The sequence below is a fragment of the Pseudomonas sp. GW101-3H06 genome (assembly GCF_059424605.1).
The window spans coordinates 5,343,849-5,360,176 of sequence record NZ_JBWKZO010000001.1; the positions used below are offsets into that span (position 1 = coordinate 5,343,849).

Annotated in this window: 14 protein-coding genes; 5 read left to right on the forward strand and 9 right to left on the reverse strand. The window is 60.5% G+C overall.

Annotated features, from left to right (window positions below):
- Nucleotides 1-2: 2 nt before the first annotated feature.
- From AC07ZE_RS24490 to AC07ZE_RS24510, 5 genes are all read left to right on the forward strand, one after another.
- Nucleotides 3-680 carry a heavy metal response regulator transcription factor gene (locus tag AC07ZE_RS24490; RefSeq protein ID WP_207266985.1) on the forward strand — a complete coding sequence of 226 codons (678 nt, stop codon included), beginning with the start codon at nt 3-5 and terminating at the stop codon, nt 678-680.
- Nucleotides 670-2,034: a heavy metal sensor histidine kinase gene (locus tag AC07ZE_RS24495; protein WP_207266986.1), complete on the forward strand. Its 1,365-nt coding sequence runs from the start codon at nt 670-672 to the stop codon at nt 2,032-2,034. The genes AC07ZE_RS24490 and AC07ZE_RS24495 overlap by 11 nt, the downstream gene beginning before the upstream one ends.
- Nucleotides 2,035-2,284: 250 nt before the next feature.
- The gene (locus tag AC07ZE_RS24500) at nt 2,285-2,509 is read left to right on the forward strand and encodes a hypothetical protein (RefSeq protein ID WP_207267883.1); all 225 of its coding nucleotides are present in this window, start codon (nt 2,285-2,287) and stop codon (nt 2,507-2,509) included.
- Nucleotides 2,510-2,706: 197 nt separating this feature from the next.
- Nucleotides 2,707-4,026, forward strand: a complete 1,320-nt coding sequence (locus AC07ZE_RS24505; protein WP_207266987.1) for an OprD family porin — start codon at nt 2,707-2,709, stop codon at nt 4,024-4,026.
- A gap of 159 nt (nt 4,027-4,185) precedes the next feature.
- Nucleotides 4,186-5,685: a sensor domain-containing diguanylate cyclase gene (locus AC07ZE_RS24510; protein WP_207266988.1), complete on the forward strand. Its 1,500-nt coding sequence runs from the start codon at nt 4,186-4,188 to the stop codon at nt 5,683-5,685.
- A gap of 174 nt (nt 5,686-5,859) precedes the next feature.
- Here AC07ZE_RS24510 and lpxC read toward each other — a convergent pair whose 3' ends face one another.
- The 9 genes from lpxC to murD all read right to left on the reverse strand — a co-directional run bounded on the left by lpxC (nt 5,860) and on the right by murD (nt 16,327).
- Nucleotides 5,860-6,771: a UDP-3-O-acyl-N-acetylglucosamine deacetylase gene (gene lpxC / locus AC07ZE_RS24515; RefSeq protein WP_027619572.1), complete on the reverse strand. Its 912-nt coding sequence runs from the start codon at nt 6,769-6,771 to the stop codon at nt 5,860-5,862.
- A gap of 112 nt (nt 6,772-6,883) precedes the next feature.
- A complete protein-coding gene (ftsZ, locus tag AC07ZE_RS24520) occupies nt 6,884-8,077 on the reverse strand; it encodes a cell division protein FtsZ (protein ID WP_095193000.1) in 1,194 nt (397 codons plus the stop codon).
- A 78-nt stretch (nt 8,078-8,155) separates the two neighbouring features.
- Nucleotides 8,156-9,415: a cell division protein FtsA gene (gene ftsA / locus AC07ZE_RS24525; RefSeq protein ID WP_095192999.1), complete on the reverse strand. Its 1,260-nt coding sequence runs from the start codon at nt 9,413-9,415 to the stop codon at nt 8,156-8,158.
- Between the two features lie 14 nt (nt 9,416-9,429).
- On the reverse strand, nt 9,430-10,296 hold the full coding sequence (locus AC07ZE_RS24530; protein ID WP_207266989.1) for a cell division protein FtsQ/DivIB: 867 nt from the start codon (nt 10,294-10,296) through the stop codon (nt 9,430-9,432).
- A 4-nt stretch (nt 10,297-10,300) separates the two neighbouring features.
- Entirely contained in the window at nt 10,301-11,257 is a 957-nt protein-coding gene (locus AC07ZE_RS24535; RefSeq protein WP_095192997.1) for a D-alanine--D-alanine ligase, read from the reverse strand.
- Complete coding sequence (gene murC, locus AC07ZE_RS24540; protein ID WP_207266990.1) at nt 11,254-12,714, reverse strand: UDP-N-acetylmuramate--L-alanine ligase; 1,461 nt, start codon at nt 12,712-12,714, stop codon at nt 11,254-11,256. The genes AC07ZE_RS24535 and murC overlap by 4 nt, the downstream gene beginning before the upstream one ends.
- On the reverse strand, nt 12,707-13,777 hold the full coding sequence (gene murG / locus AC07ZE_RS24545; protein ID WP_207266991.1) for an undecaprenyldiphospho-muramoylpentapeptide beta-N-acetylglucosaminyltransferase: 1,071 nt from the start codon (nt 13,775-13,777) through the stop codon (nt 12,707-12,709). The genes murC and murG overlap by 8 nt, the downstream gene beginning before the upstream one ends.
- Nucleotides 13,767-14,984, reverse strand: a complete 1,218-nt coding sequence (gene ftsW, locus AC07ZE_RS24550) for a putative lipid II flippase FtsW (RefSeq protein ID WP_207266992.1) — start codon at nt 14,982-14,984, stop codon at nt 13,767-13,769. Before ftsW ends, murG begins: the two co-directional genes overlap by 11 nt.
- Nucleotides 14,981-16,327 (reverse strand): UDP-N-acetylmuramoyl-L-alanine--D-glutamate ligase, encoded by a 1,347-nt coding sequence (gene murD / locus AC07ZE_RS24555; RefSeq protein ID WP_207266993.1) that lies wholly within the window; start codon nt 16,325-16,327, stop codon nt 14,981-14,983. The genes ftsW and murD overlap by 4 nt, the downstream gene beginning before the upstream one ends.
- Between the last annotated feature and the right edge of the window lies 1 nt (nt 16,328).

Consider the following 16,328-nt stretch of genomic DNA (forward strand, 5'->3'; position numbering starts at 1 on the left):
TCATGCGCGTTCTGATTATCGAAGACGAGGAAAAAACCGCGGACTATCTGCACCGCGGCCTGACGGAACAGGGTTACACCGTGGACCTGGCCCGCGATGGCGTGGAAGGCCTGCACCTGGCGCTGGAAAGCGACTACGCGGTGATCGTCCTCGACGTCATGCTGCCGGGCCTCGACGGCTTCGGCGTGCTGCGCGCCTTGCGTGCGCGAAAGCAAACTCCGGTGATCATGCTCACCGCCCGCGAGCGTGTCGAAGACCGCATCAAGGGCCTGCGCGATGGTGCCGACGACTACCTGGGCAAACCGTTTTCCTTCCTCGAACTGGTGGCTCGCCTGCAAGCGTTGACCCGCCGCAGCGGTGGCCATGAACCAGTGCAAGTGAGCATCGCCGATCTGTGGATAGATTTGATCAGCCGCAAGGCCACCCGCGCCGGCACGCGCCTGGACCTGACCGCCAAGGAGTTTTCGCTGCTCAGTGTGCTGGCCCGGCGTCAGGGCGAAATCCTCTCGAAAACCGCCATCGCGGAAATGGTCTGGGACATCAATTTCGACAGCGACGCCAACGTCGTCGAAGTCGCGATCAAACGCTTGCGGGCCAAGATCGACGGGCCGTTCGATGAGAAACTGCTGCATACGATCCGTGGCATGGGTTATGTGCTGGAGAGCCGTGGTGTCCAGTAATTCGATTGCCTTGCGTTTGAGCGGCATGTTCACGTTGGTGGCGCTATTGGTGTTCCTGGTGATCGGCTGGGCGCTGTATCAACAGGTCGACAAAGGCCTGGATTTGCTGCCTGAAGCCGAACTGGATGCGCGCTACAGCGTGCTCGAATCCACCGTTGGCCGTTACGGCACGCCCGAGCATTGGGTGAAGATCAACAACAAGCTCAAGCTGCTGGGTGAAGAAGACAGGCGCATCAGCTTCTGGATCATCAGCGGCGACCCACACTACGAATACGGCAACCTGACACCCCGGATCCGTGAGTTTGCCCAGGGACCGCTGGGCATGCGCGACATGACGTTGCCGAATCAGCCTTACCCGTTCAAGGTGCTGGTCAGCCAGTTCCCGGCCAAGGATCAACGGCCACCACTGCGATTCATGATCGGCATCGATACCGAAACGTTCTACCACACTCAACACCAGTTGCTGATCGCCCTGATCAGCCTGGCGATTGTCGGCGTGCTGCTGGCCTCGGCACTGGGTTACTGGGTGGCGCGGATCGGCCTCAAGCCACTGATCAAGCTGTCTCAAGAGGCCCAGCGTCTGGCCCCGCCATTGCGCTCCGGGCGTTTGCGCATGTCATCACTGCCACCGGAGTTGAACCAGTTCGTCAATTCGTTCAACTCCACGCTCGAGCGTGTCGAACAGGCGTACTCGCGACTGGAATCGTTCAACGCCGATGTCGCCCATGAACTGCGCTCGCCGCTGACCAACCTGATCGGCCAGACTCAGGTGGCGCTGACCCGTGGACGCTCGGCGGAGCATTATCTCGAAGTCCTGCAATCGAACCTTGAAGAGCTCGAGCGCCTGCGGTCAATCATCAACGACATGCTGTTCCTCGCCAGTGCGGACCAGGGCAGCAAGGCCACCAAACTGACCTCCACGTCGTTGGCCGATGAAGTGGCGACAACCTTGGAATACCTGGATTTCATCCTCGAAGATGCTCAGGTCCAGGTGCAGGTCAGCGGCGATGCGCAAGTGCGGATCGAGATCGCGCACCTGAGGCGGGCGCTGATCAACCTGCTGAGCAACGCGGTGCAGCACACCGAACCCGGACAAGTGATTGAGGTACGGATCGAAGCCAAGGAGCATCAAGTCAGTATCGGTGTCGCCAACCCCGGTTCGCCGATTGCCAACGAACATCTGCCGCGCCTGTTCGAACGTTTCTACCGCGTCGACGCCTCGCGCAGCAACAGCGGCAACAACCACGGATTGGGACTGGCGATCGTCAAGGCGATCGCGCTGATGCATGGCGGAGATGTGTTCGTGCGCAGCGATCACGGCATGAACACCTTCGGTATTCACCTGCCGGTCTGACCCCCTACCCTTGTGGGAGCGAGCCTGCTCGCGAATGCGGTGTGTCAGTCAACACACGTGTTGAATGCTCAACCGCTTTCGCGAGCAGGCTCGCTCCCACAGTGGTTTCGGGTTGACCACAAACGTGTGAACATCCAACTGTTGCCTTTTGCGCAACAGTCCTTTCATGAATCCGCTCTTTTTCCCATCGACCGACATCCTTATCTTTGCCCGCACCAAACAGCACTTGCCAAGCAAGAAGGTTTTAAAGATGTCCAACAGTATGGGTATTGCCAGCGCTTTCGTTTTGTCCTCTTTGTTCGTGACGCCATTGGCCATGGCTGAAGAGTCGCAGGCTTTCGTCGCTCAAAACGCCGCACGCGCCGCCGCTTACCAAGAACACCAGATCGAGATGACGGCCAAAGCACAGGAAGGCACCCAGGCCCCGCAAGCATCGGGCATTCAGGCCCAGCCACAGGCCGAGAAAGACAGCTGATCGACGCGCATCGCTCCTGTTTCCCTCGACACTTTTCATCGGCTCTTCCCCTTGAAAAGTTGTCTTCAAAGCCGCTGCTATCAGCGGCTTTTTTTCGTTGTGGGTCCAAGCCCGTTTGCTTCGCCATCCCCTGAAAAAAACATCTCAGACTTCCCAAACAGTGACGTTCCAAGTTGATCCAAGGAGCTTTACCGCACGTGCGTTTCCCATTCCGTTCCACACCGTTGTTCATTGCAATCACTGCAACGATGGCCACCGGCGCCCAGGCCGCCGATGATTCGTCTGCCGCAGGATTCGTCGAAGGCTCGAGCCTCAACCTCAACGCCCGCAACTACTACATGCACCGTAATCGCCTGCAGCAGGCCGACGACAACATTGAATGGGGGCAAGGTTTTCTGGGTGTCTTCGAGTCGGGCTACACCGAGGGCAAGCTCGGCTTTGGCGTCGATACCCACGCCATGCTCGGTCTCAAGCTCGACGGCGGTGGCGGCACAGACAATTCGAGCATCCTGCCGGTCGGCGATGGCAACGGCAAAGCGCCGGGGTCGTTTTCGACCGCCGGCGGCACCTTGAAAATGCGCGTTTTCGATACCGAGTTGAAGGCCGGCGACCTGTTTCTGGCCAACCCGGTGATTGCCGGAGGCGAAACCCGCATGCTGCCCCAGACTTTTCGCGGCGTCAGCCTGACCAACCACAGCATCGACGGTGTGATGATCGAAGGCGGCCAGGCCAGCTTCACCAAACCGTACAACCAGAGCGGCCATACCCGCATCGGCACATCCTACGGCAGTCTGCCCGATGGTCAGGACAGCCAGCACCTGAACTGGACCGGTATGGCCTGGAGCGGCCTCCCGGGACTGACCAGCAGCCTGTATGCCGCCGAACTCAAGGACATCTGGAACCAGTACTACTACGACCTGGACTACACCTACACGGTCAATGACCTGATCAGCCTCAACCCAGGCCTGCACGTCTATCACACGCAGGACACCGGTGATGCGCTGCTGGGCGATATCGACAACAACACGTACAGCCTGCATTTCACCGTCGGCGTGGGTAATCACAGCGTCACTGCCGCTTACCAGCGGGTCAACGGCAACACCCCGTTTGACTACATCAGCCAGGGCGACAGCATTTTCCTCGACAACTCCCAGCAGTATTCGGACTTCAACGGCCCGAACGAACGCTCGTGGAAACTCAAATACGCCTACGACTTTGTCGGACTTGGTTTACCGGGCCTGACATCAGCCGTGTCGTACTCACGAGGAAAACTGGACCTGACCCAGGTCGATCCTGACAGCCCAGGCTATAGCGCGTGGTACAGCGCCGATGGCAAGAATGCCAAGCACTGGGAGCGTGACGTAGACCTGAAATACGTGATTAAGAGCGGTAAAGCCAAGGATCTGGTACTGCGCCTGCAATGGGCGACCAACCGTGGCGGCCATGGTTACGGAGTACTGGATCAGGACACTGATGAATACCGGGTGATCATCGACTATCCAATCAATGTGTTCTGATCACTCTGACACCTGCCGTACAACCTGCGGGAGCGAGCCTGCTCCCACAGTGCTGTTCACCCTGGCAGACCTGTGTTGGTTCATTTAACCGGCCTTTTTCCTGGCTGCTACGTTTATGGAACTACGCTTACCCAGTCATCCAAGCAGACATCAACCCCCATGATCGGAAGCCGCACTCCCAATCGTTCAGGCAGCGCCGGACGGCCCGAGATTCTGGTGATCCTCGGCAGCAGCCTGACGGTCATTGCGATACTCAGCATCGTCACTTTTCTCCTGATCCGCGAACATACCAACGCCCAGCAGGCAGCCACACGAGGCGCGACCACCATTGCGCAATTGATCGATGCCGACGTGTTGCGCACGGTGGAGCTCTACGACCTGACCCTGCAAGGTCTGATTGCCGCGGCGCAACGGGATGACTTGAAGCAGGTTTCTGCGCAAATCCGTCATCTGGTGCTGTTCGACCGTTCCACCACAGCCCGCTACAAGAGCGACATCCTGCTGCTGGATCAGCGGGGTGAAGTGCTTGCCGACTCGACATTGATCGAGCCTAAACCGGGCAACTTCGCCGACCGCGATTATTTCCTCGCCCATGCGTTCAATCGTGACTCCGGCATGTTCATCAGCCGCCCCTTCAAGCCTCACTGTGACTGCGACTACACCGACGAATGGCAAATCAGCTTCAGCCGGCGCATTTCTTCGACTACCGGGGAGTTTCTGGGTGTCGCGGTGGCCTCGATGCGCCTGGCGTACTTCGATCAGTTATTCAACAGCCTCGACATCGGGACCGGCGGCACACTGGCCATCATCAACGACGACGGCGTGCTCTTGGCGCAGAAACCGTTTCTGCAAGACAACACAGTCGGCAAAAGCTTCGCCGACCGGCCCAACGTCGTGCGCATGCTGCGCGAGGGCAGCGGCAGCTTTGACGGCGTGTCGAGCGTTGACCGCCAGCAGCGCCTATACACCTTCAGCCGGGTCGGCAACCTGCCGTTGACGGTCATCGTGGCCCTTTCCAGCGACGAAGTGTTCGCCACCTGGCAGCGCACAGCGATTGTGATCAGCGGCGCCACCGGCGTCCTGTGCATCGCGCTGCTATGGCTGACCTGGTTGCTCTGCCGCGCACTGCGCCTGCGCTACAGCGCCGAACAGGAACTGTCGCAACTGGCCGCCATCGATGCCTTGACCGGCGTGGCCAACCGCCGAACCCTCGACCAGACCCTGCGCCACGAGTGGTTTCGGGCGCAACGGTCCGGCAAGCCGATGTCGGTGCTGATGATCGATGCCGATCACTTCAAAGCCTTCAACGACCGTCATGGCCACCAGGCAGGCGACGAGGCATTACGCTCGCTGGCCGATGTCATTGGCGCCAATGTCCATCGTCCGACAGACCTGGTAGCCCGCTACGGCGGCGAGGAGTTTTCGGTGATCCTGGCTGAAACCGGCAACGAAGGTGCAAGGCAGATTGCCGAGCGCATCCGTATGCAGGTGGAGCAGTTGCCAACGGTGGCAGGCGATGAACAGCCGATGACCGTCAGCATCGGCATCAGTACCTGGACGACAGAGAGCGACATCAGCCTGGAGCAACTGCTGTTTGCGGCAGACAAGGCGTTGTATCAGGCCAAGGAACGGGGGCGAAATCGGGTGGTTTGCGCCTGAGTTTTGAATTGTACCAACCGGCCCCTTCGCGAGCAGGCTCGCTCCCACAGGAGGGCGCGGACTGAATGTGGGAGCGAGCCTGCTCGCGAAGGGGCCGGTGCAGACACAACAAAACCCACGCATAAAAAAAGGCCACCCGAAGGTAGCCTTTAAAAAACTAGAGAGGTTTTTTACTTACACGGCCGCAACAGGGCGCATGTAAGAGATCGGTGCAGTGCTGGCGTCTTCGAACGTCACGACTTCCCAGGCATCTGTCTGCTCAATCAACTTGCGCAGCAGCTGGTTGTTCAGTGCGTGGCCGGACTTGAAGCCCTTGAACTCACCAATCAGGCTATTGCCCAGCAGGTAGAGGTCACCAATTGCATCGAGGATCTTGTGCTTCACGAATTCGTCTTCGTAGCGAAGACCGTCTTCGTTCAGTACACCATCCGCGTCGACCACGATGGCGTTTTCAACGCTGCCGCCGAGTGCGAGGTTGTGCTTGCGCAGGTACTCGATGTCACTCATGAAACCAAAGGTACGGGCGCGGCTGACTTCTTTTACGAACGAAGTGCTGGAAAAATCCACGCTTGCACTTTGTGTGCGGTCACGGAAAACCGGGTGATCGAAATCGATCTCGAAGCTCACCTTGAAACCTTCGAAAGGGACGAAAGTGGCGCGCTTGTCGCCGTCTTCCACTGTCACTTCCCGCAGGATACGGATGAACTTCTTGGCGGCGTCCTGTTCTTCCAGGCCTGCCGACTGAATCAGAAATACGAAGGGTCCAGCGCTGCCATCCATGATCGGGACTTCGGACGCGGAGAGCTCGACGTAGGCGTTATCGATGCCCAGGCCAGCCATGGCCGAGAGCAAGTGCTCCACCGTATCCACCTTCACGTCACCGTTGACCAGCGTCGTCGACATGGTTGTCTCGCCGACGTTGGCCGCACGAGCCGGAATCTCGACCACGGGATCGAGGTCGGCACGGCGAAAGACGATGCCGGTGTCGATCGGCGCGGGCTTGAGGGTCAGGTAAACCTTCTCCCCGGAGTGCAGACCTACACCTGTGGCACGGATAATATTTTTCAGTGTGCGTTGTTTAATCATGGCTTGGGCCGCTTCAGCGCAAATTGCGAACTGGTATCAACAAAGGCTGGCGATGATAGCAGACCACGCCTTTGCTGAACACCAATCACCTTCATAGCCCTGATACATTTCATCAATCGGCCTGACGACGCAGGAAAGCCGGGATGTCCAGGTAATCCAGATCATCCTGCGGATTCATCTTCGCGGCAGTCGCAGCACCGGCCTGAGCCTGGTTGCGCATGACGGTCGGACGGTCCAGGTCACGGTAGTTCACCGCTGGAGCTTCCTGACGAACAGGGGCTTGTTGTTGCGGCTGGGAAGCCATCGAGGTGTGAACGGTATTGTCGATGACCTTCACAGGTTTCTCGATTTTAGCGCCCAGACCGGTCGCAACCACAGTCACGTGCAGCTCATCGCGCATGTCCGGATCGATAACGGTACCGACTTTGACCATGGCGTGCTCGGAAGCGAAGGCTTCGATGATGCTACCCACGTCGGAGTACTCACCCAGGGACAGGTCAGGACCGGCGGTGATGTTCACCAGGATGCCGCGTGCGCCTTGCAGGTTCACGTCTTCGAGCAACGGGTTACGGATGGCCGCTTCAGTCGCTTCACGTGCACGGTTCGGACCGCTGGCGCAGCCAGTGCCCATCATCGCCATGCCCATTTCGCTCATCACGGTGCGTACGTCGGCAAAGTCGACGTTGATCATGCCCGGACGCTTGATGATGTCGGAGATACCGCGAACGGCACCGGCCAATACATCGTCAGCCTTGGCGAAAGCCGACAGCAGGCTGGCGTCCTTACCGAGGATGGTCAGCAGCTTCTCGTTGGGAATGGTGATCAACGAGTCGACGCTTTCCGACAGCAGGCGGATGCCTTCGTCGGCGAGCTGCATGCGCTTGCGACCTTCGAACGGGAACGGACGGGTCACCACCGCAACGGTGAGGATCCCCATTTCCTTGGCCACTTCAGCAATGATCGGCGCAGCACCGGTACCGGTACCACCGCCCATGCCGGTGGTGATGAACACCATGTTGGTGCCCTGCAGGACTTCGGCAATGCGCTCACGGTCTTCGAGAGCGGCCTGACGACCTACTTCAGGGTTGGCACCGGCGCCCAGACCTTTGGTCACGCTGGTACCCAGTTGAAGGATGGTCCGCGCGCTGATGCTCTTGAGCGCCTGGGCATCAGTGTTGGCGCAGATGAACTCAACGCCTTCAATGTTGCTCTTGACCATGTGATTCACGGCGTTGCCGCCGCCACCGCCAACACCGATAACTTTAATAACCGGGCTTGCGGGGATGTTGTCTACGAGTTCGAACATTTTCCCTCTCCTTTACGTTCTCTAGTTTTTTCGCCTACTGCCTGTATCTACAACGGTGTAACGGTGCTGCGGTGAATCTTAGAAATTGCCCTGCACCCAGCTCTTGATGCGATCGAGCAAGGCGCCTTTCGGTTCTTCGTTGCTGTAGCTGTCGCGGCTGCCGATACCCGAGAACGAAATGCCGTCGGATTGCTTCTGCAGGCCGTACATCAACAGGCCGACACCGGTGGAATAAATCGGGTTGCGGATCACGTCATCGAGGCCTTTCACGCCATGCGGAACGCCCAGGCGCACCGGCATGTGGAAGATTTCCTCGGCAAGTTCGGTAGCGCCTTCCATCTTCGAGGTACCGCCGGTCAGCACGATGCCGGCCGGGATCAGGTCTTCGTAGCCACTGCGGCGCAGTTCGGCCTGGATCAGCGTGAACAGCTCGTCGTAACGCGGCTCGACCACTTCGGCCAGGGCCTGACGGGACAGCTCGCGCGGCGGACGGTCGCCAACGCTTGGCACCTTGATGGTTTCGCCGGCACCGGCCAGCTTGGCCAGGGCGCAGGCGTAGCGAATCTTGATTTCTTCGGCGTACTGGGTCGGGGTGCGCAACGCCATGGCGATGTCGTTGGTCACCTGATCGCCCGCAATCGGGATCACCGCGGTGTGACGGATCGCGCCTTCGGTGAAAATCGCGATGTCGGTGGTGCCGCCGCCGATGTCCACCAGGCATACGCCCAGTTCTTTCTCGTCATCGGTCAGCACCGAGTACGCGGACGCCAGTTGTTCGAGAATAATGTCGTCGATTTCCAGACCGCAGCGACGCACGCATTTCTCAATGTTCTGAGCAGCGTTGACGGCGCAGGTCACCACGTGAACCTTGGCTTCCAGACGTACACCGGACATGCCCAGGGGCTCGCGGACGCCTTCCTGGTTATCGATCACGTAATCCTGCGGCAGGGTGTGCAGCACGCGCTGGTCGGCCGGGATCGCCACGGCCTGGGCAGCGTCGAGTACGCGTTCGAGGTCGGCGGAGCTGACTTCGCGATCACGAATCGCCACGATACCGTGGGAGTTCAGGCTGCGGATGTGATTGCCCGCCACGCCAACGAACGCCGAGTGGATACGGCAACCGGCCATCAGCTGCGCTTCTTCGATGGCGCGCTGGATCGACTGCACGGTGGACTCGATGTTCACCACCACGCCCTTCTTCAGGCCGCGGGACGGGTGCGTACCGATCCCGACGATATCGAGCGTGCCGTCGTCCGCGACCTCGCCTACCAATGCCACCACCTTGGAGGTGCCGATATCGAGACCGACGATCATTTTGCCGCTTTGCACGTTTGCCATGGGTCCTGCCTCTCTTAATTCTTCGCGACAGCGGGTACGGCTGTCGTCGGCGCTACAGGTTCCCGCCAGCCAACAGCAAGGCCGTTGGCATAGCGCAGATCGATGCGCGCAATGTTCGTAATCTGTTCTTTGAGCGTCTTGTCATAGATGGCAATGAAACGGCGCATCTTCTCTACCAGGTTGCCGCGTCCCAGCAGCAGCTCGATTCCGGGGCCCGCACTACCGGGGCCAGTGGTCAAGAACCAGCTGCCTCGTTCACGCAATTCCAGGCGTGCAATCGAGAAGCCCAACGGCCGGAGCATCTGGCTCAGTACCTGGTATTGCTGCATCACTTGCTGTTGAGCCCGCTGTGGGCCGAACAGTTGTGGCAGGTGTTCGTAATTGGCCAGTTCACGCGGGGTGAACGCCTGCCCCTGGTTGTTCAACAGCGATTCGTCACCCCAACGGGCAACCGGCAGTTGTTCTTCCAGGCGGATCACCACTTGATCCGGCCATACCCGGCGCACTTCGGCGTGGGCAATCCATGGCATCTGTTCCAGCTCGGTACGCATGCTCGCCAGGTCAATGGTGAAGAAGCTCGACGCCACATACGGGGCGATTCGCTGTTGCACCGCTTGCTGGCTGATGTAGCTCAAGTCACCCTGCACGTTGACTTTGGTGATCGGCCGGTCGGCGTACGGCAGCAAACGCTGCGCGCCTTCGTAAGTACCGAACCCCAGTGCAACCAACAGCACTGGCCAGAACAGGCTTTTCAGGAAACCAAAATTGGCTTTCGGCAGGCGCGCGGACATCGGCTCTTTGGCCACCATTCGGCTGGCACCCCGCGGCACCGGCTTGCGACCGGGTGCGGATGGCTGATGACGTAGCTGTGCGCCTTGCATCGTTTTATCCTCGCGCCTCAATGCTTGCTGCCAGGATCGCCAGAACCAGTTGCTGGAAGTCCAGGCCGGCGGCACGGGCCGCCATCGGCACCAGACTGTGATCAGTCATGCCCGGTGCGGTATTGACCTCCAGGAACCAGAACTGCCCGTCGGCGTCCTGCATCACGTCGGCCCGGCCCCAACCGGCGATACCCAGCGCCTCACAGGCTTTCGCCGTGAGATCCATGAGTTCCTTTTCCTTGACGCTGTCCAGGCCGCACGGAATGCGGTACTGGGTATCGTTGGCGATGTACTTGGCGTCGTAGTCGTAGAAGCTGTGCGTCGTGCCCAGGGCAATCGGTGGCAACACCTGGTCACGCAGGGTGGCGATGGTGAACTCCGGACCTTGAATCCATTGCTCGACCAACACTTGCGAATCGTAGGTACTGGCCGCTTTCCAAGCGTCGATCAACTCGGACGCGGAAGTCACTTTGGCCATCCCGATACTTGAACCTTCATGGGCCGGTTTGACGATCAAAGGCATGCCCAGTTCCGCTGCCGCGCAAATACAGTCGGCTTCGCTGCTCAACACGGCGTGACGAGGCGTCGGAATGCCCAGGCTGTGCCAGACCTGCTTGGTGCGTAGCTTGTCCATGGCCAGCGCCGACGCGAGGATGCCGCTGCCGGTGTAAGGAATGCCCAGGCATTCGAGCAGGCCCTGCATGCTGCCGTCTTCACCGCCACGACCGTGGAGGATGATGAAGGCGCGGTCGATTTTTTCGCTCAGCAAACGCTGCAGCAGGTCATCGCCCACGTCGAGGCCGAACGCATCCACACCCGCACTTTGCAGCGCATCGAGAACGGCGTTGCCCGACTTCAGGGACACTTCACGCTCGGCACTCTTGCCACCGAACAGCACGGCGACCCGGCCGAAGTCTTTCGGCGCGACAGTGGAGACGAGGTTGGCGTAGGCAGCAGTCATTTCAACTTCCCCTCGACCGACGCAGCCACGGCGCCGGCGAACAACTCACTTTTCAACAGTTTCGGTGCGAGACCGCCGATATCACCGGCGCCCTGGCACAGCAGAATGTCGCCGGCGCGCAGCAGCGGCTTGACCACCGGCGCGAGGTCGACACCCCGCTCGATGTAGATCGGATCGAGCTGGCCGCGCTGGCGGATGCTGTTGCACAGCTTGCGACTGTCGGCACCCGGGATCGGCTCTTCGCCGGCCGGATAGACTTCCATCAACAACAGCACGTTGGCGTCGGCCAGTACATTGACGAAGTCGTCGTACAGATCGCGGGTACGGCTATAGCGGTGCGGCTGATAAACCATCACCAACCGGCGTTCCGGCCAGCCACCGCGCACAGCCTTGATCACCGCCGCGACTTCCGTCGGGTGATGGCCGTAGTCGTCGACCAGCATCACGTTGCCGCCGTCTACTGGCAGTTCGCCGTAGACCTGAAAACGTCGGCCGACGCCCTGGAACCCGGACAGGCCCTGGACGATGGCTTCATCGCTGACACCTTCGTCGGTGGCGATGCAAATGGTTGCCAGCGCGTTGAGCACGTTGTGGTTGCCCGGCATGTTCACCGAGACATCCAGCGGCTCGCGATCCGGACGCAGCACGGTAAAGAAGGTCTGCATGCCCTGCTGGCGGACATTGATGGCGCGTACGTCGCAGTCATCGCCAAAGCCATAGGTTACCGTCGGACGTTTGACCTGCGGCAGGATTTCACGCACCACCGGATCGTCCAGGCACACCACGGCCAAACCGTAGAACGGCAGGTTGTGGAGGAACTCGACGAAGGTTTTCTTCAGTTTGTTGAAGTCACCGTCGTAGGTCGCCATATGATCAGCATCGATGTTGGTGACCACGGCCACCATCGGCTGCAGATGCAGGAAACTGGCATCGCTTTCGTCGGCCTCGGCGATCAGGTAACGGCTGGTGCCGAGCTGGGCATTGGTTCCCGCGGCATTCAGACGGCCACCGATGACGAAGGTCGGGTCCAGGCCACCGGCGGCAAACACCGAAGCGATCAGGCTGGTGGTGGTGGTTTTGCCATGGGTACCGGCGACCGCGATGCCGTGGCGATAGCGCATCAGCTCGGCCAGCATTTCTGCACGCGGCACTACTGGAATGCGGCGCTCCAGCGCAGTGGCAACTTCCGGGTTGGATGTGTTCACGGCACTCGACACCACCAGCACGTCGGCCGCGGCAGCGTTTTCGGCGCGGTGGCCGATGAAAATCTGCGCGCCGAAGGATTCCAGGCGCTCGGTGACCGGGGACGCTTTCAGGTCGGAACCGGACACTTCATAGCCCAGGTTCAGCAACACTTCGGCAATCCCGCACATGCCCACGCCGCCGATTCCGACGAAGTGGATGCGACGGATGCGACGCATCTCCGGTTGTGGCATGGCTTTCTTGTTCTCAACCATGGGCCACCTCCAGACAGGTATCGACCACGTTACGGGTGGCATCGGGTTTGGCCAGGCGGCGGGCCGCAGTGGCCATATCATTGAGTCGTTGCGGTTGCATCAGGACCTCTGTCAGGCGAGCGGCAAGATCCGCTGCGCCAGTCGTTCTTTGCGGCATCAGGAAGGCAGCGCCTTCGCGGGCCAAATAATCGGCGTTACGAGTCTGGTGATCGTCGATCGCATGGGGCAAGGGCACCAGCATCGAGGGCAGACCGGCGGCAGCCAGTTCGCTGATGGTCAGCGCGCCTGCGCGACATACCACCAGGTCGGCCCAGCCATAGGCTTGGGCCATGTCTTTGATGAAAGGCTGCACTTGCGCCTCGACGCCAGCCGCGCGATAGCGCTCTGCAGTCACTTCATCGTGGTTTTTGCCGGCCTGATGGAACACGTCCGGGCGCAAGTCGACGGCGACTTGCGACAGGGCTTCAGGCAGCAACTTGTTCAACGGCTCTGCGCCCAGGCTTCCGCCCAGGATCAGCAAACGCGCCTTGCGACCGGCCAGGGCTGGTCGCGGTGTTTCGAGGAACAGCTCGGTGCGCACCGGGTTACCGGTGGTCCGACGGCTGTTCGACAGGGTAAAGGTGTCGGGGAACGCTTCACAGACCCGAGCGGCCAACGGCACCAGCAGCCGATTGGCGGTACCGGCCACTGCGTTCTGCTCATGAACGATCACCGGCACACCGGCCAGTTTGGCGGCAACACCGCCAGGACCAGTCACATAACCACCAAAGCCGACCACGCAGACCGGCCGCAACCGACGAATGATCGCCCGCGCCTGCCAGACCGACTTGAGCAGCATGAACGGCGCCTTGACCAAGGACAATTTGCCCTTGCCGCGCAGCCCACTGGCGTGAATCCGGTGCAGCTCGATACCGGCCGCCGGAACCAGGTCGTTCTCGATGCCGCGCGGCGTGCCGAGCCAGTGCACGCAATAACCGCGGGACTGGAACTCGCGGGCACAGGCCAGCGCCGGGAACACGTGGCCACCGGTACCGCCGGCCATGATCAATACATTAGCGCCCATGGTTCGGCTCCTCGGCGAAGTCGCTCTCATGGAATTCCATCTCTTCGCTGCCCAGGTGGGTTCGACTCTCCCACTCGATGCGCAGCAGCAAGCCGAGACAGGCGCAGCAGATTACCAACGAACTGCCGCCATAACTGAGGAACGGCAAGGTCAGCCCCTTGGTCGGCAGCAGCCCGACGTTCACCCCGATGTTGATCAGGAACTGACCAATCCACAGGAATGACAAGCCGTAGGCCACATAGGCGGCAAAAAACTGCTTGGCCTTCTCGGCCCACAGTCCGATGTACATGCCACGGATGCAGACAAAGACGAACAGCGCGACCGTGCACAGCGAACCCACGGCACCCAGTTCTTCGGCAAGGACCGAGAACACGAAATCGGTGTGGGCTTCGGGCAGATAGAATTGTTTCTGCACGCTGTTACCCAAGCCAACGCCCAGCCATTCGCCGCGACCGAAAGCAATCAAGGCTTGAGACAACTGATAACCGGCACCGAACTGGTCGGCCCACGGATCGGCGAAGTTGGTCAGACGCGCCATTCGATACGGCTGCATTTGAATCAACAACACCACCGCACCGACCGCCAGCACCACCATCAAGGAAAAGCGGAACAGCCCGACCCCGCCGAGGAACAGCATCGCCGCGGCAGCCCCCATCATCACGACGGTGGCACCGAAGTCGGGCTCCATCAGCAACAGTCCGGCCATCGGCAGCAGAACGATGAACGGCTTGAAGAACCCCATCCAGCTCTCACGCACTTCTTTCTGGCGGCGCACCAGATAGCCGGCGAGGTAAATCACCACGAACACCTTGGCGATTTCGGAAGGTTGTACGTTGAAGAAACTGAAGCCGATCCAGCGCATCGAACCGTTCACTTCACGACCGATCCCCGGAATGATCACCATCACCAGCAAACCGAAGGCACCCAGCAGCATCAGCCAACCCAGGCGTTGCCAGGTGGCGATCGGAATCATCATGGTGACGATGCAGGCACCCAGGCCCAGCACCACATAAATGAGGTGGCGAATCATGTAATACAGGGGGCTGCCCGATTGCACGGCCGCCACTTCAGTCGACGCCGAGGCAATCATGATCAGCCCCAGGCCGAGCAGCGACAGACATCCGACGAGCATCGGGAAGTCGAGATCGATACCGCGCCCGGTGATGAGCGGCGATGGAAAGGGCTTGATGATGCCTCTGAGGCTCATGCCAGGTCCTCCACGACGCGGACGAACTGGTGACCACGGTCTTCGTAGTTCTTGAACATGTCGAAGCTGGCGCAGGCCGGCGACAGCAGAACCACGTCACCCGCTTGAGCGGCGGCGCGGCACTGTTCCACGGCTTCGACCAGCGAGCCGACACGGATCAACGGCACAGCATCGCCGATGGCCTCACCGATCTTGTCAGCGTCACGACCCATCAGAATGACGGCGCGGCAGTTGGCCGCCACCGGACCGCGCAGATCCTTGAACTCGGCACCCTTGCCGTCGCCACCGGCGATCAGCACGATTTTGCCGTCGATGTCCGCGCCCAGGCCTTCGATGGCCGCCAGGGCGGCACCCACGTTGGTGGCTTTGGAATCGTTGTAATAGCCCACGCCGTCCAGGTCACGCACCCACTGGCAGCGGTGCTCGAGACCGGCGAAATTGCGCAGCGCCGACAGCATGGCGTCGAAAGGCAAGCCAACAGCGTGGCCCAGCGCCAATGCCGCCAGGGCGTTGGACTGGTTATGGGCGCCGCGAACTTTCAGCTCGCGCACCGGCATCAGGTTCTGGAACTCGAACGCCAGGTATTTCTCGCCGTCTTCTTCGCGCAGACCAAAGGCCTTGAAGTCAGGCTTGTTCAGGCCGAAGGTCCAGCAGGGCTGGCCTTCGCCCATCAGCGGCCGGCTCAGGGCATCCTGGCGGTTGACCACGAACTGCTTGGCGCCACGGAAAATCCGGTGCTTGGCCAGGTGATAGGCCGGCAGGCCGCTGTAGCGGTCCATGTGGTCTTCGCTGATGTTGAGTACAGTCGCCACTTCGGCGTTGAGCTGATCGGTGGTTTCGAGCTGGAAGCTCGACAGTTCCATCACGTACAGCTCGATATCGTCGCGTAGCAGGTCCAGCGCCGGCGTGCCGAGATTACCGCCGACGGCAACACGCTTGCCGGCCGCAGCCGCCATCTCGCCAACCAGGGTGGTCACGGTGCTTTTCGCGTTGGAACCGCTGATGGCCACGATCGGCGCCTTCGCGTTACGCGCGAACAGCTCGATGTCGCCGGACAGTTTCACGCCACGGGCAGCGGCAGCCTGCAGGGCCGGGGTCGCCAGCGCCAGGCCGGGGCTCACGTAGAGCTCGTCGGCACGGCACAGGAATTCGACGTCCAGCTCGCCACAACGCACTTCCACGTGCGGATAGTCACGCTTGAGCGTGGCCAGTTCCGGTGGATTTTCCCGCGTATCGGCCACGGCAAACGCCACGCCCCGGTTCGCCAGGAAGCGAACCAGGGACATGCCGCTCTTGCCGAGGCCGACAACGATGCGGAAGTGGTCAGAAGCGATCAGAGACACG

Bases quoted from the DNA above. Each gene is read 5' to 3' on its own strand.
- AC07ZE_RS24490 (WP_207266985.1), top strand. From the start codon at position 3: ATGCGCGTTCTGATTATCGAAGACGAGGAAAAAACCGCGGACTATCTG.
- AC07ZE_RS24500 (WP_207267883.1), top strand. From the start codon at position 2,285: ATGTCCAACAGTATGGGTATTGCCAGCGCTTTCGTTTTGTCCTCTTTG.
- AC07ZE_RS24510 (WP_207266988.1), top strand. From the start codon at position 4,186: ATGATCGGAAGCCGCACTCCCAATCGTTCAGGCAGCGCCGGACGGCCC.
- lpxC (WP_027619572.1), bottom strand. From the start codon at position 6,771: ATGATTAAACAACGCACACTGAAAAATATTATCCGTGCCACAGGTGTA.
- ftsZ (WP_095193000.1), bottom strand. From the start codon at position 8,077: ATGTTCGAACTCGTAGACAACATCCCCGCAAGCCCGGTTATTAAAGTT.
- ftsA (WP_095192999.1), bottom strand. From the start codon at position 9,415: ATGGCAAACGTGCAAAGCGGCAAAATGATCGTCGGTCTCGATATCGGC.
- AC07ZE_RS24530 (WP_207266989.1), bottom strand. From the start codon at position 10,296: ATGCAAGGCGCACAGCTACGTCATCAGCCATCCGCACCCGGTCGCAAG.
- AC07ZE_RS24535 (WP_095192997.1), bottom strand. From the start codon at position 11,257: ATGACTGCTGCCTACGCCAACCTCGTCTCCACTGTCGCGCCGAAAGAC.
- murC (WP_207266990.1), bottom strand. From the start codon at position 12,714: ATGGTTGAGAACAAGAAAGCCATGCCACAACCGGAGATGCGTCGCATC.
- murG (WP_207266991.1), bottom strand. From the start codon at position 13,777: ATGGGCGCTAATGTATTGATCATGGCCGGCGGTACCGGTGGCCACGTG.
- ftsW (WP_207266992.1), bottom strand. From the start codon at position 14,984: ATGAGCCTCAGAGGCATCATCAAGCCCTTTCCATCGCCGCTCATCACC.